This is a genomic window from Pseudoalteromonas sp. T1lg88, from assembly GCF_002964765.1.
GTDB lineage: Bacteria > Pseudomonadota > Gammaproteobacteria > Enterobacterales > Alteromonadaceae > Pseudoalteromonas.
Genome location: NZ_PQCF01000018.1, coordinates 140,721 through 162,509 on the forward strand (window position 1 = coordinate 140,721; position 21,789 = coordinate 162,509).

Genomic DNA, 21,789 nt, shown 5'->3' on the forward strand with positions numbered 1-21,789 from the left:
ATCGTGCTAACTGTGTTGAAATTTTTCGATGTACGCCTACACGGATGTAGGCGGTAGAGCGGCGCAGGAGCCAAAGCCGAGAATAACTACATAAAAAAAATTCCGCCTTGTTATCACATCATTTATCCAGCGCTATATCTGATCACATACTTAACAGAATTGGTATTAAAAGGAGCCAGGGGCTCCTTTTTTATTGTCGCTGCAACAAATTATTTGCGGCTGTTATTTTGCTTACAGGTATTAAGGAAGTGGCGGTAAACCGGGTTGTCCTTCATTTCTTTTTTCATCGCCAAATACATGGGGCGGTTCAATCCCAGGGCGCCTAAAGGAATTGACTTGATCAAGCCCTGCGCCTCATAGGGCGTCACCAGCCAATCCGGCAGGGCGGCTACGCCCATGCCTGCACTGACCAATTGGAAAATCAACAAGCCCTGATCCACGGTTTTTAAGGTGCCATCGAAACGGGCATTTTGAATAAAGTGTTTGAATATATCCTGTCGTTCCCGCGGAATAGGGTAGGAGATGATGGTCTCATCTTTTAAATCTAAGGCGGTCACATAAGCTTTATTGGCCAAGGGGTGGTCCGGCGCCACGATAAGCTTAAGTTTAAAATCAAACAGGTGGGCAAATTCCAAGCGATCCGGCTCACGAATGTCCGAGGTCAGAACCAGATCTAAATCCCCATCAAGCAGCTCGGGAATGGCGTCATAACTAAACCCGCGTTCATAATCCACATGTATATCGGGCCAGAAATTATTGAATTCTTTAATGGTCGGCAGCAACCAGTGAAAACAGGCGTGGCATTCCACACTTAGGCGCAGTTGCGAAATAGGCTGATTTAAACTTTCTTTCAGGCGGCATTTGGTGGCTTCGACCTTAGGTAACACATCCTGCGCCAGTTCTAATAGCAGCATGCCTTGAGGGGTAAAGCGCACCGGATGGGTTTTACGCTCAAACAGCTGACAATCCAGCTTGTTTTCCAAGTCTTTGATTTGATGAGATAAAGCTGACTGGGTTAGAAATAATTCACGGGCGGTATTCACTAAAGAACCGGTTTCTTTCAAGGTGGCTATGGTTTTAAGGTGTTTAATTTCAATCATCTTTAGTAAATCTCATAAAAGCCAGTCACATATCTCATAATGATTGCGACTAAACCGAGCTGGATAAATGTATAAAAGTCTAGACGGCTAAAAAATTATCACTTTTATACTCAGTTGGCTATTAAAAGATAAAATTCATTGTGAAAAATGTCTATTTTCTCTGTTTTTAAATTTATTCAGCGGTGAGTTAACGCGCTGATATGAATTTAATTCATTAGCAATGTGAGTAAGCTTCGTTTGTGTCCCCAAGATCTGAGAGGTAATGTTTAGCCATCTAAACAGCTAAACGGATATTTACATCATGGCACGTATACATAACTTAGGTTTTCCCCGTATCGGCAAACGCCGCGAATTGAAATTTGCTATCGAGGCCTACTGGGCTGGCGATATTACTCAGGAAGAGCTGCGCCAGCGCGGTGCGCAAATCCGCCAAGAAAATTGGGCAATGCAAAGCGAGGCGGGCATAGAGCTTGTGCCGGTGGGCGACTTTGCCTGGTACGATCAGGTGCTATCTACCTCTATGCTGGTAGGAGCCATTCCGGCGCGCCATCAAAGCGACAGCAGCAATGCACTGGACACCCTGTTCCGTATCGGCCGTGGTCGTGCACCAACGGGCTGCGCCTGTGCCGCCAGTGAGATGACCAAATGGTTTAATACCAACTACCACTATATTGTGCCCGAGCTAAGTGCCGAGCAGCAGTTTGCGCTGAGCTTTAACGAACTTTTTGAGCAGGTAGAAGAAGCGCAGAATTTAGGGCATAAGGTCAAGCCCGTGCTGGTTGGCCCGGTTACCTATTTGTACCTGGCTAAATGCGCCGGGGAAGAGTTCGATAAGCTCACCTTGTTGGAGCGCCTATTGCCAGTGTATCAACAGGTGCTGGCCAAGTTGGCGGCACAAGGGGTGGAGTGGGTGCAAATCGATGAGCCAATTTTGGCCTTGGAGCTGGATACCCACTACCGCAGCGCTTTAACTAAAAGCTTCGCCGCCTTGGCAAATCAGGGCGTGAAGCTGCTGCTGGCGACTTATTTTGATGAGGTGAGCGCCTACTTAAAAGATATCAGTGAGTATGCCATCGATGGCGCGCATTTCGACTTGGTGGCTACACCGCAAAACATTGAAGCGCTGGACAAAGCCCTTGGCGAGCAGCGGGTGTTGTCTCTTGGGGTGATCAACGGCCGTAATATTTGGCGCGCCGATCTCAGTGCCATCTATGAGCAGGTGCAAGATATTGCCGCCCAGCGTGGTGATTCATTGTGGCTGGCGCCATCTTGCTCTTTATTGCATACCCCGGTGGACTTGGAGCAAGAGCAACTGCTGGACGGTGAATTGAAAAGCTGGTTGGCCTTTGCCAAGCAAAAAGGCGAAGAGCTTAATTTGCTGAAAGTGGCTCTGGAGCGCTGCAACACGCAAGATATCGACGCTTATAGTGCACCGGTGAAAAACCGCCGTACTTCAAGCAGGGTAAACAACGCGCAAGTGCAGCAGCGTGTGGCTCAGTTAAGTTTGGATCACGGTCAACGTCAAAGCGAGTTTGCGGTGCGTGCTGAAAAACAGAAGGCGGCCCTGCAATTGCCACTGTTGCCGACTACTACTATTGGCTCCTTCCCGCAGACATCGGATATTCGTAAGGCCCGTCGCGACTTTAAGGCTGGGGAGTTAAGTGCCCAGGCTTATGAGCAGCAGATGCAGGAACAAATTCAATACGCGGTGCGTGAGCAAGAAGCACTGGATATAGATGTATTGGTGCATGGTGAGGCGGAGCGTAACGACATGGTCGAATACTTCGGTGAATTGCTCCATGGTTTTGCCTTTAGCCAGTTCGGTTGGGTACAAAGTTATGGCACCCGCTGTGTGAAGCCGCCTTTGATCTGGGGTGATGTGTCTCGTGCCGCGCCTATGACATTACAATGGACCCTGTATGCGCAGTCGCTCACCGACAAGCATATGAAGGGCATGCTCACGGGTCCTGTGACTATTTTGTTCTGGTCTTTTGTGCGCGATGATCTGGATAAGCCGTCCATAGCTAAGCAAATTGCCCTGGCGCTGCGCGACGAGGTGGTGGATCTACAGGATGCGGGCATTAAGGTGATTCAAATCGATGAACCGGCGTTTCGCGAGGGTATGCCACTTAAAGCCAGCCAGTGGCAAAGTTACCTTGATTGGGCGGCCTATGCCTTCCGAGTGTCGGCCAGCGGCGTTGATGACAGCACGCAAATTCACACTCATATGTGTTACAGCGAGTTCAACGACATTATTGGCGCCATTGCCGCCATGGATGCGGATGTGATCACCATAGAGACATCGCGCTCGAACATGGAGCTGCTCGATGCCTTTGAACACTTCGATTACCCCAATGATATTGGCCCTGGGGTGTATGATATCCATACTCCGAATGTGCCTGAGGTCAAATGGATCAAGGACTTGATCCACAAGGCGGCGGCGAAAGTTCCGGTTGAGCGCCTGTGGGTGAACCCGGATTGCGGCTTGAAAACCCGAGCCTGGCCGGAAACCCGTGAGGCCCTGCAAAACATGGTGATTGCCACCAAGGAGCTGCGCCAAGAATTAAGCGCCTAGCAAAAAGAGTCATAAAAGAGCGGACGTTATAAATGTCCGCTCTTTTTTAAGCCTTTCTCACCCTTTACTTTCACAGCCTTCCCTCATAAGATCACACTAAATTTCTAGTGGATAAGCGCAATGACACATACCCCGCAACGTATTACCCTTACTCGTCCTGATGATTGGCACATTCACCTTCGTGATGGCGAGCAACTAAAAGACACGGTAAGAGACGCCAGCCGCTATATCGGCCGCGCCATCATCATGCCTAACCTGGTACCGCCGGCGACCTGTACAGACACGGCGCTAGCTTATCGTGATCGCATTATGGCTGCGGGGCCAAAGGCGCATTTTGAACCCCTGATGGTGCTGTATCTCACGGATAACACCACGGCTGATGAAATTCGCAAAGCCAAGGCATCGGGGAAAATCGTTGCTGCCAAGCTATATCCAGCCGGTGCGACCACCAACTCGGACTCAGGTGTGACCGATATCGAAAACATCTACCCTGTGCTTGAAGCCATGCAGGAAGTAGGCATGCTGTTGTTGGTTCACGGTGAGGTGACCGATTCAAGTATCGATATTTTCGACCGTGAAAAGGTCTTTATCGAAACCAAACTGAAGAAGGTAGTGAAGGACTTCCCTGAGCTTAAAGTGGTGTTAGAGCACATCACTACCAAGGATGCGGTTGAGTTTGTAAGCTCGGCCTCGGCCAATGTGGCGGCGACCATTACCGCGCATCACCTGCTTTATAACCGCAACCATATGCTTGCCGGTGGCATTCGTCCGCATTATTACTGCTTGCCTATCCTTAAGCGTAATACCCATCAGGAAGCCCTGATCGAAGCCGCCACCAGTGGTAACAGCAAGTTCTTCTTGGGCACCGACTCGGCGCCACACCTTAAGGACAAAAAAGAAGCGGCTTGTGGTTGTGCCGGTGCATACACGGCGCACGCGCCACTTGAGCTATATGCTGAAGCCTTTGAACAGGCCGGTGCCTTGGACAAGCTGGAAGCCTTTGCCAGCCACTTCGGTCCTGATTTCTACGGCATTGCCCGCAATACAGATACAGTGACCCTGGTACGTGAGCCGTGGCAAGTGCCGCAAAGCTACCCGCTGGGAGAAGACAAGGTCATTCCTATTTGTGCCGGTGAAATGCTGAACTGGCAGGTAAAGGACTAAGCTCCAGATTACTCTTAGAAAAAGCCCGATTTGTTATCGGGTTTTTTTATGCCTGCAAGGATAAGCCGCCAAGATGGATGGCGGGGTGTTGATCTGCCGCAAGCAAGTTGCAGAGCCCTGCCTTTAGCGGACAATTGTCCTTATGATCTAAAGTGGCTTTGACTAAGCTCTGGCGCTAAAATTAAGCACAGTCAGTGCTTCTCGCGCTATAACAAACAGGTGAAATAACCATGCACTTACCGACAGTGGACTATCAATCGCCGAACGCGCCAGCCGAATTTGTCGAATCGCTTCGCAATACCGGTTTTGGGGTGTTAACCAACCATCCGATCCCACAATCGCTGGTGGAGTCAATTTATCAGGATTGGCAGGCTTTTTTTAACTCAGAGCAAAAGCATGAGTTTCTTTTTGATAAACAAACTCAGGACGGTTATTTCCCACCCGAGATAAGTGAAGTGGCCAAAGGCTGCAAGGTTAAAGACATCAAAGAATACTACCATGTCTATCCTAAGGGCCGGGTACCTGAGCAGCTGGAAGAGAAAATTCGTGAGTATTATCGCTTGGCCAATGAGTTTGCCAGCGAATTACTGAGCTGGGTGCAGGCCCATGCGCCGGCGGATGTACAGGCTAAGTTCTCCATTGACCTTAAAGACATGATCAAGAATTCGGAGCAAACCCTGCTGCGTATTTTGCACTATCCACCGATGACGGGCGATGAAGAGCCGGGCGCCATTCGTGCCGCCGCTCATGGCGATATCAACCTGCTGACCGTGCTGCCTGCGGCGAACGAGCCGGGGTTACAGGTGCAAACCAAAGAGGGTGGCTGGCTGGATGTTCCAAGCGACTTTGGTAATCTGATCATCAATATTGGCGATATGCTGCAAGAGGCATCTGGTGGTTACTTCCCATCGACTATTCACAGGGTAATTAACCCAACGGGTAAGGCTTCGACCAAGTCGCGTATCTCGTTACCCCTGTTTTTGCACCCACGCCCAGATGTGGTGCTGTCTGAGCGTTACACCGCCGACAGTTATTTGCAGGAGCGTTTACGCGAACTCGGCGTAAAATAACGCCCATAGAGTGACCACAAAAAAAAGCCCGTTAAAAACGGGCTTTTTTTGTTTTGGATTTGAAAGTTTAGCTTATCAGTAAGGCACGGGCCGCCAGGCCGATACCGAGTGTGATCACCACGCTGAGTAGGGTGCCTAACATCACATACTCGGTAAGTTGTTTATCCTTGGCATTGGTTAAATCGCCAAAGCGAAAGACCGACTTGGCTGCAAGCACAAATCCCACCCCAGCCAATTCATCGATTATGATAAAGGTCAGCATAAGCAGGCGCTCTAACAGGCCGATGCTGTGCCCGGCCTGTGGTAGCGTTGTTCTCTTATCAGCAGCGATGCTGGCGGGCAGGTGCCAGCGCTCCAGCAGCATACGAATGGCCACGGAACTGGGGTTAAGCACTAATAAATAGGCGAGCAACAGCACATAAGTATTACTGTGCATCAGCTGAGCGTTAAACCACTGGCCGAGTGTATCGGCATCCGTTAAATAGCAGCTTAGCGCCACAAGAATAAGAATGTGCGCGCCTTGGTCGACAATAAAGGGCACAAAGCCACGGCTGCTGTAGGATTTGGCAACATCAATCAGCCAGTGGCTGGTCATAATAAGTGCGGTGGCCGCCAGCACAGGGAGCCAATCACCGAGGCCGTAATAGCACTCCCAGGCCCACAATAAGGCGCCGCTCAGAGCTCCGTGCACCAAGGTATGCAACACCAACTTAGGGGATTTAAAATGGCGTTTATTGCGCTGGTGAACCCAGCTTAAGGGTTGTAAAAAAAAGTCGGCGACCACATGGGCCAACAACAGCCCAAGCAGCAGGGCGATTTGCTCATTCATGTGTGTACTCCTTGGCGGCGACCGCTAGAAATTCATCGAGCAAATGATATTGCCCGGCATTGAGTAATTTGGTGACATTGGCTCGTGAGCTGCCCAGCTGAGCAGCAATAGCGGCATGATCCTTGTTTTCCAGCCAGTGATACCAGTACAGGGCCTGGGCCTGCTTTTGACTGGTGTGGTTAATTAGATGGTCAAGGAAGCGGATGTTTAAGGCAAAGCTGGCGCTCAAGGGGCTTTGATAGAGGCTTAGACTCAGGCGCTTGTTTTTAATCGTATCCAGTCCCTTACCGGAGAGCATCAGGGCGGCGCCGGTGGCGGTTTTTACATCCTGGCGATAGTTATCAATTGGCCCTATAGCTTCGCTAACACGGGCATCAAGGGCATGGCTGCGCAAATAAAGACGTAACATCAAGGTCGCTTGTAAAGGGACAGGGGCCTTGCCAAGAATGCATTGAAAAGCATCGCCGCGGTAAATGTTGAAGTGCCCATCAAAGCGTTCGCACAGGGCGCGCAAGCCTTGCTCCAAGGTATAAAGCAGACCGTCGTATTGTGCGCCTGCCTGCTCGCTGGAGCCGACAATATCGCCGCTCAGTACTGTGTAATTGGCCGTGGACATAGATCTCCGTGCAGTTTGGTTACTTAATTGAAAGTAACTGAAAATGGTTACATCTTTATTTGTAACTAAATATAGTTACTCCCCCTTAAAAGTACAAGCTTTGCTTTTTCTTGCCAGGAATGCCTGTCTTTTTGGTGTATTTAGCTAGGTGCTTAAAATTAGCAAACCATAATAATATCAGATAGCTATACCGCAAATGGGGTTTTTGTTGATAAATTCTAAAAAAGTTAATGACAACGCTGTCATTAATTGGGTAACATAATTTCAACATGAAAGAGCAGGTGGTTTGAGGCAAGGTGCGTACAGCGTTTTTGCCCGGATTGAATTAAGGTATAGAGGTCTGGTAATGAGGGTAGACGCGGCAACGCAGGAACAGCTATTTATTGGTATCGACGGCGGGGGAACCAAATGCCGGGCGACCATTTATAGCCCCACGCATGGAGTCTTGGGCACTGGCCTTGGCGGGCCCGCCAACCCCTTGCATGGTCTGGAGCGCACCTTGGAGTCGATCATGATGTCGACCCAACAGGCGTTGCGCGATGCCTCTATGAATTTGCACAGCGTTCATGAGCTGGTGGCCGGTTTAGGTCTGGCCGGGGTTAATTTGCCGAGCTTGTATGAACAGATCAGTGGTTGGCAGCACCCCTTTAAAAAAATGTACCTGACCACGGATTTGCACACCGCCTGTATTGGTGCCCATGAAGGGCAGGATGGGGCGGTTATCATCACGGGCACTGGCTCCTGTGGGTATGTCACCGTTCAGGGCAAGAGCAAAAGCTATGGTGGTCATGGTTTTGCTCAAGGCGATAAGGGCAGTGGCGCCTGGCTCGGTCTTGAAGCATTAAAGGCAGTGTTGCTCGATTTGGATGGTTTAGGGCCCCATACCCAGCTTACGGCTATGTTTACCTTACACTTTAATACGCAATCGGCGATGGTGATTGCCGAACAAATGGCAGGCCAACCCTCAAGTAGTTATGCTAAATTGGCACGTATGGTCTTGGATGCGGCGCAACAGGGCGATCCTTTGGCCACCGAGATAGTTAAAGATGGTGCCCGATATATCAGCATGATGGCCAAGCGCTTGTTGGCACTTGAGCCGCCGCGTTTATCCATGATTGGCGGCCTGGCAGAGCCCCTGCAGCCGTGGCTGGATGCGGATATTGCCGCGCGTGTCGCAACGCCCAAACAGCCGCCGGAATTAGGGGCGGTTTACTTTGCGCAACAATCGTTGGCACAGGAATAAATCGGCGCAAGAATAAATTGGCACCACAGACTCTAAGGTTATAAATAAAATGAATACAGCCTTCCATGCTCAGCGCTTATTTGATGGTGAACGTTTTTTAACAGACGTCTATTTTCAGGTGCGTGCGGGAAAATTGCATTTCCTGACATCGCCACAAGATCAGGCCACTCGACTTGAGGGCTTAGTGGTACCTGGGTTTATCGATGTTCAGGTCAATGGTGGTGGCGGTGCGTTTTTTAATGCCGAGCCCAACCTTGCCTGTCTCAAGAAGATGGTGCATGCCCATGGTCAATTTGGCACCACGGCCATGATGCCGACCCTGATCACAGATGATATTAAGGTGATGGGCGCTGCGGCCGACGCCATTGCTCAGGCTATCAGCGCTCAGGTGCCGGGTATTGCCGGCGTTCATTTCGAAGGGCCGCATCTGAGTTTGCCCAAAAAAGGCACTCACAGTGAGCAGTTTATTCGTCCTATCAGCGCCGCAGAAATGGCCATTTACGAGCGCGATGATCTGGGTCTGAAAATGCTCACCCTGGCGCCGGAGCATGTCAGTATCGCCGACATCAAGCGTCTGGTGGCCTTGGGTGTTAAAGTCTCCCTTGGCCATACTAATGCGGATTATGCCACCACCATGGCGGCTCTCGATGCCGGCGCCGATGGCTTCACTCATTTATTTAATGCCATGTCACCTTTTACTTCCCGAGAGCCCGGTGTGGTGGGTGCAGCCCTTTGGCATGACAACAGCTGGTGTGGATTGATAGTGGATGGTCATCATCTGCATCCTGACTCCGCCAAGCTGGCCATTCGTACCAAGCAGCGCGGCAAAATCATGCTGGTGACAGATGCTATGCCGCCGGTTGGCACAGACGCCACCGAGTTTGATTTCTTCGATGGTCGTAAGGTGTACCGCACCGGCGATCGTTTGAATTCCAGTACCGGAGAGCTGGCGGGCAGTGTGCTCGATATGGCCAGTGCCGTGCGCAATACGGTCAATACCCTGGATATTAGCCTTGGCGAAGCGCTACGAATGGCTTCGCTGTATCCGGCGCACTATTTGGGCTTACAGAATACTAAGGGGCGTCTGCTGGAAGACTTTGATGCCGACTTTGTGGTGCTTGACCAGCTACTGCAGGCACAGGCAACCTACCTGGGCGGGCACTTGCTTTAAGGTTAATCCCTGGAGACCCCGCAGGCAGTAACGCGGGGCTTTTTATTGTGCCCAGCCAGAAATGCGAGCGGGCAACTAGTGAGAGTATATGACAACAACTGACACGGTTAAAAAGAAGCAACGCCTGGCCTCTTTGGATGCCTTACGCGGCTTCGACATGTTTTGGATCCTTGGCGGTCAAGGCATATTTGCCGCACTTTTGGTGTTAACGGGTTGGCAGGGCTGGAAGGCATTTGAGGCCCAGACAGTGCACTCACCTTGGCATGGCTTCACCTTTTATGATCTGATTTTTCCGCTCTTTATCTTCTTATCGGGCGTAGCCATGGGCTTAAGCCCTAAACGCATCGACCATTTACCTCTTAAGGAACGACTGCCTTATTACCAAAAGGCGCTGAAACGACTGGTTATTTTATCAGCCTTTGGGGTGCTCTATAACCATGGCTGGGGCACCGGCATGCCTATGGCGCTGGATGAAATTCGCTACGCCAGTGTGCTTGGCCGCATTGCTATTGCCTGGTTTATTGCCGCCATGCTGGTCTGGCACACCTCGATGCGCACTCAGGTGATGGTGCTGGTTGGCATCTTAGTGGGTTATTGGCTGTGGCTTTGTTTTATTCCCGTGCCCGGTGGCCTTGCCGGTGACCTAAGTGCCGAGGGCAGTTGGAACGCCTGGATTGATCAGCGCCTGTTACCGGGCATTAGTTATCAGAATAGGCCGGTTGATCCTGAGGGGATATTGTCGAATATTCCCGCCGTGGCTAACGCCATGATGGGAGTCTTTGCCGGGCGTCTGATAGCTCAGGCACAGGAGCGCGGGCAGTGGCGAATAGCCGCTATTTTATTCGGCAGCGGGCTTGTTAGCCTGATGCTTGGCTGGTTATGGGATGGAATTTTTCCCGTTAACAAAGAGCTTTGGACCAGCTCTTTTGTGCTGGTGACAGTAGGCTGGAGTGCCATGCTGTTGGCACTGTTCTATGTGCTAGTGGACGTACTTGGCTTGCAAAAATGGGCGTATCCCTTTGTGATTATCGGCGCCAATTCCATCATTATTTACCTGGCCTCAAGCCTGGTGAGCTGGAGCCATATATCGAAAAGTCTGTTCGGCGGCGTGATACGTGCCGTGCCCGAGCCCTGGCAGCCCTTGGTCGGTGTAATAGCGCTGCTGGGCGTACAGTTGCTGGTGCTACACTGGATGTATAGGCGCAAGATCTTTGTCAGTGTCTAGGCCTTTATCCGGCGTAGGTAACAGCGAACAAAGCTAAATCAAAAATCCATGCCTGTTTCGTCGCTTTGGCTTTACAAGGGGAAATGAAAAAGGTAAAAATGACAACGTTGTCATAATGGTGTGACCTAATAACCATCCTATTAGGTGCTGATCTATGGTCATGGGCCAATTGCACGGAGCGCTTGACCATAGATCCCATTTTTTTCAACTTTAACAACGAGCTAGACATGCAAATTGTGATTCTAAAAGACGCGGCGGCGGTTGCTCACTATGGCAGTGAGTTGTTTGCGGCGCAGTTAAACAAACAGCCTGCCTCGGTATTGGGTTTAGCGACCGGTTCAACGCCGGTGGCCTTGTATCAAAACCTTATCAAGCTAAACCAGCAAGGGGACATAAGCTTTGCTCAGGCGCAAAGTTTTAACCTCGATGAATACCTGGGCTTGCCCGGTGAACATCCGCAAAGTTACCGCTACTTTATGAATCAGCAGCTGTTTAATCATATTGATATAGATATTAACAACACCCATGTGCCGCCAGGCAATGCGGACGATCCCATTGCGGCCTGCGAGCAGTACGAGCGGCAAATAGCAGAGGCAGGTGGGATTGATTTGCAACTACTTGGCATTGGTCGCAACGGCCATATCGGTTTTAATGAACCCTCGTCCGGCTTGACCTCGCGTACCCGGGTAAAAACCCTGACCAAAGCAACCATTGCCGATAATGCGCGCTTCTTTGCTGAAGGAGAATACCAGCCCCATTTATCCATCACCATGGGCATAGGCACCATATTGGATGCCAAGAAGGTGGTATTACTGGCAACTGGTGAGAGTAAGGCTGCGGCCATTGCCGCCACGGTCGAAGGGCCACTCAGTGCCGCTTGCCCGGCATCGGCGCTGCAAATGCACCAAAACGCCGTGCTGGTGATAGATGAGGCTGCGGCAAGTCAATTGGCGGATGTAGATTTCTACAAACATATTGAAGCCGAAAACCAAAAGCTGTTAAAGCGCCTTGGCAAAAGATAACTTCTTCATTAGCTAGATTAAAATGAGCTTTTATTGTCGCTGTCGGGGGCGCGCAAATATGCTAGGGTAGGGGCATTCGATTTTTTGGCCCGTGTTTAGATTTAGATGTTGCAATACTCCCAGTTGCCCCTCGACCGTCACTCCAGTGACCGCAAAGACCCAAATTGGCTTATTAACAAGCGCCAAGGTGGGCGTTATGTGCTTATCAATAACGACCATAATTTGTTTATCGCAGACTCACCCATCGCCGCTTTTGTCGATTACCAAGCCGTAAAAGAGTTTGATGTGGATAATGCCATCTATCTGGGCGAGCATCAGCAGCAGCATTATTTTGCCCTGGATGTAAGCGTGCCGCTGGCCGAAGAGAGGCAGTTCGCCGGCTATGAATTCGTTGATATCCGCAAATACGGGCCTGTGGTTGATGCCCATGATGCGGCCATTTTAGTGCTGGCCCGAGGTCTGTGTCACTGGCATAAAACGCATAAGTTTTGTGGTCGCTGTGGCACCCAAAACTTTATTGCAGAAGCCGGTCATGCGCGTAAATGCAGCAACAAAGACTGCCGTCATTTAACCTTCCCAAGAACCGATCCTGCGGTGATCATGCTGGTTCATTATCCCTTTAGCGATGGCGTTGAACGCTGTTTACTGGGCCGCCAGGCGAGTTGGCCCCAAGGTGTTTACTCAACCTTGGCCGGATTTGTAGACCCGGGCGAAACCTTAGAGGCTGCAGTGGCTCGTGAGGTGATGGAAGAGGCTGGAGTGGCTGTTGAAAATCCCAGGTATATCGCCTCTCAGCCTTGGCCTTTTCCAAGCTCTCTAATGCTAGGTTATATGGCTAAGGCAAAAAGCACAGATATATTTATCGACCAGGATGAAATAAGTGAGGCGAGATGGTTTTCCCGCCAGGAGCTGCGCGATTTCGGTAACTGGGGGGACGAGGGCGAGCATTTCAAATTGCCCCGTAAAGACTCTATCTCACGGTTTTTGATCGACTCTTGGATAGCACAGAATGAGGACCAGGAATGAAAAAAGAAACACAACTGATCGCCGCCGGGCGCAGTAAAAAGTACACTCAGGGGGTTGTGAACCCGGTATTGCAGCGGGCATCCACCGTGGTATTCGACAGCGTGGCCGAATTTAAAGAAGCGGCTAAAAATCGCGGTAATCGCGCCTTATTTTACGGTCGTCGCGGCACCAATACCCACTTTGCCCTGCAAGAAGCCATTACCGAGCTTGAAGGCGGCGCTGGTTGTGCCCTGTACCCCAGCGGCGCAGCGGCCATCGCCAATACCCTGCTGTCATTTGTGAAGGCCGGGGATCATATCCTGATGATGGATACCGCTTACGAGCCAACTCGTGATTTTTGCAACAAGGTACTGAGCGGATTGGGCGTGAGTACCACCTATTACGATCCCATGATAGGCGCAGGCATAAGCGAGCTAATTCAAGACAACACCCGAGTGCTGTTTATGGAGTCTCCCGGCTCCATCACCATGGAGGTGCAGGACGTACCGGCCCTGGTTAAGGTGGCCAAAGATCATGGTTTAATCACCATGCTCGATAATACATACGGCAATGGCCTGCAATTTCGTCCCTTAGATCACGGTGTTGATATCAGCATCCAGGCCGCAACCAAATATATCGTCGGCCACAGCGATGTGATGATGGGGGTCAGCGTTGCCAACGAGCGCTACTGGCCAACCTTGCGCGAGCAATCCTACCTGCTTGGTCAGTGCTGCAGCGCCGATGATGCTTATATGGCACTGCGTGGCCTGCGCACCATGGCGGTACGTTTGGCGCAGCATGAGCAGGCGGCGTTAGAAGTAGCAAACTGGTTAAGCACGCACCCCTTGGTCGACCATGTGCGTCATCCTGCATTATCAACGTGCCCAGGACATGAGCACTTTAAGCGCGACTTTCACGGCAGCAATGGGTTGTTTTCCGTGGTGATGAAAGAGGGCAATCAGGCGGCGTTGGATGCCTTGGTTGAGGCCTTGCATCACTTTAAAATGGGCTTTTCCTGGGGTGGCTATGAGAGCCTGATCACCACAGGCCTTAACATGGCACCGCTGCGCAGCGTCACCGGATGGGCGCATGGGCCAATTATTCGTCTGCATATTGGTTTAGAGAATGTTGATGACTTGATTGACGACCTGAGTCAGGGTCTGGATGTGTACGCCAAGGTTTGTGCTCAGGCTTAGTGTCCATAAGCCGTAGACTTTACTGAAACATCTTTTTACAAGCGCTCATACTTTTGAGCGCTTTTTTCATTTATAGTGGTAAGCAACTAATAATAATAAGGATAACGCCATGGACCCTGTGCGTATCGGCAAGCTTATGCAGTTTGAGCTAGCGCGGCATTTTTTAACTAAGAAAGCCTGGCTGGCACTGTTGGCCTTTGCCCTAGTGTGGCTGATGATTTACCGCTATGGCGTGTATGAAGCGGTGAATATTCTTGCTCAGCCGGATTTTGAGCAGTTTATTTTAGCCGTGTTTGGCAACCTGGGTCTGCAGAGTCTGTTACATTGGCCCGATGCCGAGATGGCGGTGTATTGCCTAATCGCCATGCTCACCTTTCCACCCTTTATCATTTACTTGTGCAGCGATCAGTTTGTCAGCGATCGCGAGCGCGGCACTCTGCGTTTTATTGCTTTGCGCGCCACACGTTTGGAAATCGTACTGGGACGTTTTTTCGGCCATGCTCTCAGTACCGCATTCTTGATTGCCATTAGTTTGTGCGGGGCGCTTATTTTGGTGGCGCTGCGCGATATCAGTATTCTTCCACAAGCGCTTTGGCATGCCCTGCAGTTTGAACTCTTACTGCTGGTTAATTTACTGCCCTTTATTGCTCTTATGTCTTTGCTCAACACCGTGGCGCGCTCATCGCGAATGGCACTGATTTACGTGATCTTGCTCTACACCCTGGGCTTGCTGATCTTATCCATACTGCAGGTGAAACTGGGTGTGCCCGAGGCGCTGGATTATTTGTTCCCCGGTGAGCCGCTCGACCAGATTGCGACCTTACGCCCGCCCTTAATGAGCGCGGTGTTGTGGCCGCTGGTGCAAACGGGGCTCTTCCTAGGGCTTGGCTTTTATAAATTTCAGCGAGGCAGTCTATGAGTTTTTTAATAGAAGCCAAGGGCGTCAGCCATTTCTTCGGTGCCAAGCAAGCGCTGCAAGACGTGAATATCGAATTGACTGCGGGTAAGCCCATTGCCCTGGTCGGCCCTAACGGTGCCGGTAAGACCACCTTATTCAGTTTAATCTGCGGCTACTTGCAACCGAGCCGGGGTGAGTTGCGCGTGCTTGGTCATAAGCCGGGCAGTGCTGCCTTGTTTGGTCAGCTTGCGGCCTTGCCCCAAGATGCCTTGCTAAGCCCGGATTTTAGCGTTGGTGAACAGTTAAATCTGTTCGCGCGATTGCAAGGATTTAGCCGCGCCGAGGCGCGAAGCGAATGTGAGCGGGTATTGGAGCTGGTGAGTCTGCCCGAGACTTTAAATAACCGTCCCAATGAGCTGTCACACGGCATGAAAAAACGTATCTGCATAGCGCAGGCGCTGATCGGCTCGCCTAAACTGGTGATGTTGGATGAGGCCACCGCGGGGCTTGATCCGGTCAATGCCAGGGCTATTCGTGAGCTGGTGAGTATGCACAGCGACCACACCACCTTTGTGCTCAGCTCCCATGATTTATCCGAGCTAGAACGCTTATGTGATCGCGTTTTATATTTACGCCAGGGGCAATTGGCAACCCACGAACTTAATCAAGGCGGCACGCAGCTGAGGTATCTTACCCTGCAATTGCGAGCGCAAGATGCGCAAGTCGTAGAGCGACTAAAAACCCTTGAACGGGTGATTGAGGTGAGTAATAGTCAAAGTAATGAATTTGTGATCGGCTACGAACATCAGGTCAATTCTGAGGCCATGGACATTCAGGTGCTAAGATTATGTCATCAACAAGGGTGGCAGTATCGTGCGCTGGTTAATGGTCACACTCTAGAAAATCAACTTTTTGCAACAGGAGCCTAATATGGGACTTTTAAGCGGACTAATGGGTAATGCCAGTGAAGTGGACGGTGAGGAGCTGGAAACCCTGCTCGAAGAAATTCTTGCCCCGGGAGAGAATCTGGAAAAAGCGTACAAGGTGATCCGCGATTTATTCTTGTTTACCAACAAGCGCTTAATCTTGGTGGACAAACAAGGTATGACAGGGTCAAAAATGGAAGTGTTGAGCATTCCTTACGGCAAAATTACTAAATTCAGTAAAGAAAGCGCCGGTCACTTCGATATGGATGCGGAGCTGAAAATCTGGATTGGCTCGGATAAGGAGCCGTTGACGAAAAACTTCAAGGCTGGCGACAACATTAATGAGGTTTATCGAATATTGTCACGCTATGCTTTGTAAGAATTTGTACCCATATCTAACAATCCCTAACATTTAATTAAAACAATCAAATGGTTAGTTAAGTTATAATTCAGTTCAGCGGCGCTAGAGTGGCGCTGCTTTATTTAGATATAGGGAAATCTATTATGAAAAAACTAACTGTTGCCATCGCATCTGTACTTTTCTCAGGCGCTGCATTCGCCCAGTCTTATCAGTCGATCACCGACCTTGAATACGTTAACTTCGACTCTGATGACTTTGTTTCTTTAAGCTCTAAGTACTATTTCGCGCCTAAGCAAGTACTTGGCCCGTTGGATCAGTTTGAATACATCAACAAAACCACCAATGTATACGGCGGTCTTGCTGATAGTGACTTCGCCACTAGCTACAATGTAGGCGGTGAGTACTTCTACAATAGCTTTGTATTTGGCGCATCGTTCAACACCACAGACTTTGATGATGCTGGTGATGTTGATGGCTACACATTAAGCCTAGGTTACCTGGTAAACGACAACTTGTTGTTCAAAGTTGAACGTGAAGATTATGAACAGGCAAGCGACGTTTTCTACTTTTCAGGTCAATACAATCACGCGCTAAACGCCACCGATTACATCGGTTTCACAGCCAAAGTGGATGACGGATTCGATCATCGTGAAGTAAGTGCAAAATACTTTAAAGACCTGCAGCAAGGTAACTACCTAACGGTTGAAGGGACATTTATCGATATTGAAGATGGAGACAGCTACTGGCAACTTGGCTCTAGCTACTACTTCAGCAAAGCAACTTCGGCATTCGTTGAGTTTGATGAAGAAGACAACTACGGTTTTGGTGCTAAGCACTTCTTCACTACTAACTTTGCTGTGACTGCTGGTTATGGTAACAACTGGGATGACTCAGGCCTAGATCAGTACTACCTAAAAGCCACGGCGCAGTTCTAATCTGCTTCGCTTTAGGAATAAAAAAAGCCGCGATTATCGCGGCTTTTTTGTTTTCAACCTTTGGTTAGAAAATTACCAGCCGCACTGACGGCCTTTGTTTTGCTCATCAAGGTAAGCTTGAAGCGGGGCAAAGTAATCCAGGATGGCGGTGGCATCCATTTCTTCTTTACCCGTCACGCTGGCCAGGGCTTCTTGCCATGGGCGGCTTGAACCCATCTCTAGCATGGCGTTAAGCTTTTCACCGGCTTCTTTCGAGTTGTATACCGAACAGCGATGAATCGCTTCTTCGTTTCCGGCGATTTCACACAGGCTACGGTGGAAGTCGAACTGCAGAATATGCGCTAGGAAATAACGCGTGTATGGCGTATTGCCTGGTACATGGTATTTCGCACCGGGATCAAAGTCGGCTTCAGAGCGGGCGATAGGCGCTTGTACACCTTGATACTTCTCACGAAGATCCCACCAGGCTTGGTTATAGTTCTCAGGAGTAATTTCACCTGAGAATACCTGCCAGCGCCATTGGTCAACGAGCAGACCGAAAGGAATAAAGGCTACTTTATCCAATGCCATCTTCATCAGCAGGCCGATGTCTTTTGACTCATCCGGCACTTCATCAAGTAGGCCGATTTCTTTTAGGTAAGCCGGAGTCACAGACAGGGCTATGGTGTCGCCAATGGCCTCATGGAAACCATCGTTGGCGCTTTCCTGATAATAAAGCGGCTGCGTGTTGTAGGCTCGCTGGTAGAAATTGTGGCCCAGTTCGTGGTGAATAACAGAGAACTCTTCACCGGTGCGCTGGATACACATCTTAATACGCAGATCGTCCTTGCTGTCGATGTTCCAGGCCGAGGCATGACATTGCACATCACGGTCCTGAGGCTTAGTGAACAAGGAGCGCTCGTAGAAGGTTTGTGGTAGCGGTGCAAAGCCCATAGAAGTGAAGAACTTCTCAGCGCCTTTGACCATCTTGATCTCGTCATAGTTATGCTTGGCGAGCAGTTCGGTAACATCATAACCAGGATCGGCATTTTCCGGGGCGACCACGTCATAAATGTTACCCCAGGTTTGCGCCCACATATTACCTAGCAGGTGAGCCGGGATAGGTTGATCTTGCGGTACCTTGTCTTCGCCGTATTTTTCGCCCAATTTGGCGCGCACATGGCAGTGCAGTGAATCATAAAGCGGTTTTACCTGACCCCAGATGCGATCTAGCTCTTTGGCGAAGTCATCGGCTGGCATATCGTATTTGCTGCGCCACATGGCGCCGGTGTCGGCATAACCCAACTCCTGTGCACCTTCATTGGTAAGTGCTACTTGCTGCTCGTAAAGCGGGCGCATGGGTTTAGACACTTGGCGCCAGCCCTGCCATAAGTCCAGCAGTTCGTTGTAATCACGGCTGGTGGCCATGGTGGCGGTCATCTCGCCCAGGCTTAAACAGGTACCGTCTTCTTTACAATATTTGCCTTTACCGTATAAACCGCCTAACTCGGCAACCAACTGAGAAAGTTTGGCTGTTTTCTCGGCATCCTGAGGTGCAGGCAGAGTTAGGGCAAGCTTAAGCTTGTCGAGCTTACGACGGGCATCATAATCAAGTTCCAAGCTGTCAAACTTAGCCGCTTCATTGGCAAGACGCACCACGGTTTCGGTCATCTTGCGGTTTACTTCGGCAGAAAGCTCGGCGGTATCATGAGTAATAAAGTTGGCGTAAATCCACTCGGCACGGCTTGACTCAAGATATAGGGCGGCTAAGTCTTGCTCGGTTTTATCTAAGAAACGCTGAGCATCGGCAACACTCACCTGGGTTTTAGCAACACCTTGTTGTTTTGTTTCTGCGGTGTTGGCATCCGAGCAGGCAGTTAGGCCGAGCGCCGCGCAGACAACCAAGGCGCTTAGGCTTGGTTTAAATGGCAAATTGGTCATGAAGATTCCTCTTGTTGTTAGACCCGGGTTAAATATCCCGGTTAAAGCAGCAGAATAATAGCAGTGCGCTGCGAATTGGTACAATGCAGATGTCGCAAATGATTGTAAATCTTGATAGTTCGTCCATACTGAGGGCTAAGATCGAGTATCAAGGAACAAAGCAATGAGTTGGTTATTTATCCTTATTTTGGTCGCCATTATTGTGGTGTTTGGGGTGCGTGATATTCGCATGAATATTATTACCCGGCCGTTGTTTAAATGGTTTAAAAATGCATTGCCGCCGCTGTCGCAAACCGAGCGTGATGCTATGGAAGCGGGGGATATCTGGTGGGATGGCGAGCTTTTTCGCGGCAATCCCAACTGGCATACCCTGCATCAATACGCAACCACCATATTAAGCAGCGAAGAGCGTGAGTTTATCGACAATCAGGTGGCTACCTTGTGCAGCATGCTTGATGACGAAGAGATCACCCGGAATCAGGATTTAAGCGAGCCCGTCTGGCAATACCTTAAAGACCAAGGCTTTTTTGCTTTGATCATTCCTAAAGAGCACGGTGGTCATGAATTTTCGGCCTTAGCAAACTCCACCATAGTGGCGAAAATTGCCACTAAGAGCTTAAGTGCTGCGGTAACCGTGATGGTGCCCAATAGTTTGGGCCCGGCTGAGTTGTTATTGCACTATGGTACCTTAGAGCAGCAAAACCTCTGGCTTCCTAAGCTGGCCAAGGGCGAAGAATTGCCTTGCTTTGCCTTAACCGCACCGGATGCAGGCTCCGATGCCGGTGCAATCCCGGATACGGGCATCGTTTGTAAGGGCGAATACCAGGGTGAGGAAGTACTGGGTTTAAGACTCAACTGGTCAAAACGCTATATAACCCTGGCGCCTAAAGCCACGGTGCTTGGCCTGGCATTTAAGATGTTCGACCCAGATGGCCTATTGGGGCACACCAAGAATATCGGTATCACCTGCGCCCTGATCCCCACGGATCACCCCGGGGTGAATACGGGTATGCGTCATAAGCCCATGAATATGGGGTTCCTTAATGGCACCACCACGGGTGAAGATGTATTTATTCCCCTTGACTGGATTATCGGTGGTGAAGTGCAGGCCGGTAATGGCTGGCGTATGCTGGTCGAGTGTTTATCAGCGGGGCGGGGCATTTCCTTACCCGCGCTTAGTACCGCAACCGGACATTTAAGTGCCCGCACCAGTGGTGCCTATGCGGCGCTGCGCCAACAATTTGGTGTGGCCATTGGCGAGTTTGAAGGCGTACAGGAAGCCCTTGCGCGTATCGGTGGCTTAACCTATCAGCTTGAGGCCACCCGGGTGCTAACTGCCACGGCCATAGATCAAAAACTGAGCCCCGCTGTGATCACTGCTATCGCCAAATACCATATGACGGAAATGGGTCGCCAGGTGATCAATGATGCCCTGGATATTCATGCCGGCAAGGGCATTCAAATGGGACCCTCGAATTATTTGGCACACTGCTATATGGGCACGCCAGTTTCGATCACAGTTGAGGGCGCGAATATTCTCACGCGTAACCTGATGATTTTCGGTCAGGGCGCTATTCGCTGTCACCCTTATGTGCTCGATGAAATGGTGGCCGCCGCACATGAGGATGGCGAAAAAGGGGTGAAGGAATTTGATCCTCTCTTGTGTCAGCATATCCTCTATAGCGCGAACAATGGCGCCATGGCCTTTGTGCACGCCTTGACTTGTAGCTACTTTGCCCGTACCCCCGTAGGTGGTGCCACAGCACATTACTATCGTTATCTTGGCCGTTTCTCCAGAGCCTTGGCGTTTTGCTCTGACATCGCCATGCTGCGCTTTGGTGGCGAGCTTAAGCGCAAAGAAATGCTTTCGGCCCGTTTGGGTGATGTATTAAGTCACCTTTATCTTGCTTCTGCTGTGCTGAAGCGTTTTGAAGACGAAGGGCATCAGCATGCTGACCTGCCTTTTGTGCAATATTCGGTAGAACGTAACCTGTATCTGTGCGCCAAGGCCTTTGACGAGTTTATTACTAATGTTGGCGGCTTAGCGCTGCGTAGCCTGTTACGTCTGGTGGTGTTCCCCTTAGGCAATCATTTTAAAATGCCTAAAGACGAGGTTGCCAAAGCTGTGGCCAAGCACATGACTCAAATAGGTGTAGTGCGCGAGCGCTTAACCCACTTGTGCGTGGTTGATGAAAAAAATGGCACTGGCGTGCTTGAAGCGGCACTCGAAGCCCAGCATCAAGCTGCATCTGCTTACAAAGCACTGAATAAACTTAAACGCGACAAAGAGATCCGCGGGTTAACTCTGGCCGAGCTTATTGAGGATGCAAAAGAAAAAGAGAAGATCACCGAGGAGCAATATAATTTGTTATCCAAGGCTGAGGAATTAAGGCAAAAAGTGATAGCCGTCGATGTTTTTGACGCCGATGAGTTTGCCTAGCCAAGTTCAATAACTACTAAAAAGGGCCACTAGGCCCTTTTTTAATGTCCGGCTCAGATTTAGCCGCTGTAGGATATTAGCCCGAATCACAAG

General features: G+C 50.2%; 18 protein-coding genes. 14 read left to right on the forward strand and 4 right to left on the reverse strand.

Features of this window, described 5'->3' with window-relative positions:
• Positions 1-209: 209 nt before the first annotated feature.
• A complete protein-coding gene (locus C2M34_RS07155; RefSeq protein ID WP_105200456.1) occupies positions 210-1,100 on the reverse strand; it encodes a LysR substrate-binding domain-containing protein in 891 nt (296 codons plus the stop codon).
• A gap of 301 nt (positions 1,101-1,401) precedes the next feature.
• Between C2M34_RS07155 and metE the strand changes: the two genes are divergently transcribed.
• The 3 genes from metE (at position 1,402) to C2M34_RS07170 (ending at position 5,909) form a co-directional block, all read left to right on the forward strand.
• Entirely contained in the window at positions 1,402-3,675 is a 2,274-nt protein-coding gene (gene metE / locus C2M34_RS07160; protein ID WP_105258419.1) for a 5-methyltetrahydropteroyltriglutamate--homocysteine S-methyltransferase, read from the forward strand.
• Positions 3,676-3,795: 120 nt separating this feature from the next.
• Positions 3,796-4,839, forward strand: a complete 1,044-nt coding sequence (pyrC, locus tag C2M34_RS07165) for a dihydroorotase (protein WP_105200454.1) — start codon at positions 3,796-3,798, stop codon at positions 4,837-4,839.
• A gap of 230 nt (positions 4,840-5,069) precedes the next feature.
• The gene (locus C2M34_RS07170) at positions 5,070-5,909 is read left to right on the forward strand and encodes an isopenicillin N synthase family dioxygenase (protein WP_105200453.1); all 840 of its coding nucleotides are present in this window, start codon (positions 5,070-5,072) and stop codon (positions 5,907-5,909) included.
• 67 nt (positions 5,910-5,976) lie between these two features.
• Here the strand turns inward: C2M34_RS07170 and C2M34_RS07175 are convergent, their stop codons facing one another.
• Complete coding sequence (locus C2M34_RS07175; protein ID WP_105258420.1) at positions 5,977-6,738, reverse strand: DUF3307 domain-containing protein; 762 nt, start codon at positions 6,736-6,738, stop codon at positions 5,977-5,979.
• Entirely contained in the window at positions 6,731-7,354 is a 624-nt protein-coding gene (locus C2M34_RS07180; RefSeq protein ID WP_105200451.1) for a hypothetical protein, read from the reverse strand. Before C2M34_RS07180 ends, C2M34_RS07175 begins: the two co-directional genes overlap by 8 nt.
• Before the next feature lie 346 nt (positions 7,355-7,700).
• Between C2M34_RS07180 and nagK the strand changes: the two genes are divergently transcribed.
• The 10 genes from nagK to C2M34_RS07230 all read left to right on the forward strand — a co-directional run bounded on the left by nagK (position 7,701) and on the right by C2M34_RS07230 (position 17,336).
• Positions 7,701-8,597, forward strand: coding sequence for an N-acetylglucosamine kinase (gene nagK / locus C2M34_RS07185; RefSeq protein ID WP_105200450.1), 897 nt, complete (start codon positions 7,701-7,703; stop codon positions 8,595-8,597).
• A 49-nt stretch (positions 8,598-8,646) separates the two neighbouring features.
• The gene (gene nagA, locus C2M34_RS07190; protein ID WP_105258421.1) at positions 8,647-9,768 is read left to right on the forward strand and encodes an N-acetylglucosamine-6-phosphate deacetylase; all 1,122 of its coding nucleotides are present in this window, start codon (positions 8,647-8,649) and stop codon (positions 9,766-9,768) included.
• Positions 9,769-9,856: 88 nt separating this feature from the next.
• The gene (nagX, locus tag C2M34_RS07195; RefSeq protein WP_105258422.1) at positions 9,857-10,993 is read left to right on the forward strand and encodes a transmembrane glucosamine N-acetyltransferase NagX; all 1,137 of its coding nucleotides are present in this window, start codon (positions 9,857-9,859) and stop codon (positions 10,991-10,993) included.
• Between the two features lie 227 nt (positions 10,994-11,220).
• Positions 11,221-12,015: a glucosamine-6-phosphate deaminase gene (gene nagB, locus C2M34_RS07200; RefSeq protein WP_105215781.1), complete on the forward strand. Its 795-nt coding sequence runs from the start codon at positions 11,221-11,223 to the stop codon at positions 12,013-12,015.
• A 105-nt stretch (positions 12,016-12,120) separates the two neighbouring features.
• Positions 12,121-13,041, forward strand: a complete 921-nt coding sequence (gene nudC, locus C2M34_RS07205; RefSeq protein ID WP_105258423.1) for an NAD(+) diphosphatase — start codon at positions 12,121-12,123, stop codon at positions 13,039-13,041.
• Positions 13,038-14,216 carry a cystathionine beta-lyase gene (locus C2M34_RS07210; RefSeq protein ID WP_105258424.1) on the forward strand — a complete coding sequence of 393 codons (1,179 nt, stop codon included), beginning with the start codon at positions 13,038-13,040 and terminating at the stop codon, positions 14,214-14,216. Before nudC ends, C2M34_RS07210 begins: the two co-directional genes overlap by 4 nt.
• Before the next feature lie 109 nt (positions 14,217-14,325).
• Positions 14,326-15,135, forward strand: coding sequence for an ABC transporter permease subunit (locus tag C2M34_RS07215; protein WP_105258425.1), 810 nt, complete (start codon positions 14,326-14,328; stop codon positions 15,133-15,135).
• Positions 15,132-16,043, forward strand: a complete 912-nt coding sequence (locus C2M34_RS07220) for an ABC transporter ATP-binding protein (RefSeq protein ID WP_105258426.1) — start codon at positions 15,132-15,134, stop codon at positions 16,041-16,043. The genes C2M34_RS07215 and C2M34_RS07220 overlap by 4 nt, the downstream gene beginning before the upstream one ends.
• A 1-nt stretch (position 16,044) precedes the next feature.
• Positions 16,045-16,419, forward strand: coding sequence for a PH domain-containing protein (locus tag C2M34_RS07225; protein WP_105200443.1), 375 nt, complete (start codon positions 16,045-16,047; stop codon positions 16,417-16,419).
• A gap of 125 nt (positions 16,420-16,544) precedes the next feature.
• Positions 16,545-17,336, forward strand: coding sequence for a putative porin (locus C2M34_RS07230; RefSeq protein ID WP_105258427.1), 792 nt, complete (start codon positions 16,545-16,547; stop codon positions 17,334-17,336).
• Positions 17,337-17,408: 72 nt separating this feature from the next.
• On the opposite strand, the gene C2M34_RS07235 is transcribed toward C2M34_RS07230, so the two are convergent.
• Positions 17,409-19,256 (reverse strand): M2 family metallopeptidase, encoded by a 1,848-nt coding sequence (locus C2M34_RS07235; RefSeq protein WP_105200441.1) that lies wholly within the window; start codon positions 19,254-19,256, stop codon positions 17,409-17,411.
• 163 nt (positions 19,257-19,419) lie between these two features.
• On the opposite strand from C2M34_RS07235, the gene C2M34_RS07240 reads away from it, so the two are divergent.
• Positions 19,420-21,696, forward strand: a complete 2,277-nt coding sequence (locus tag C2M34_RS07240; protein WP_105258428.1) for an acyl-CoA dehydrogenase — start codon at positions 19,420-19,422, stop codon at positions 21,694-21,696.
• Positions 21,697-21,789 lie beyond the last annotated feature (93 nt).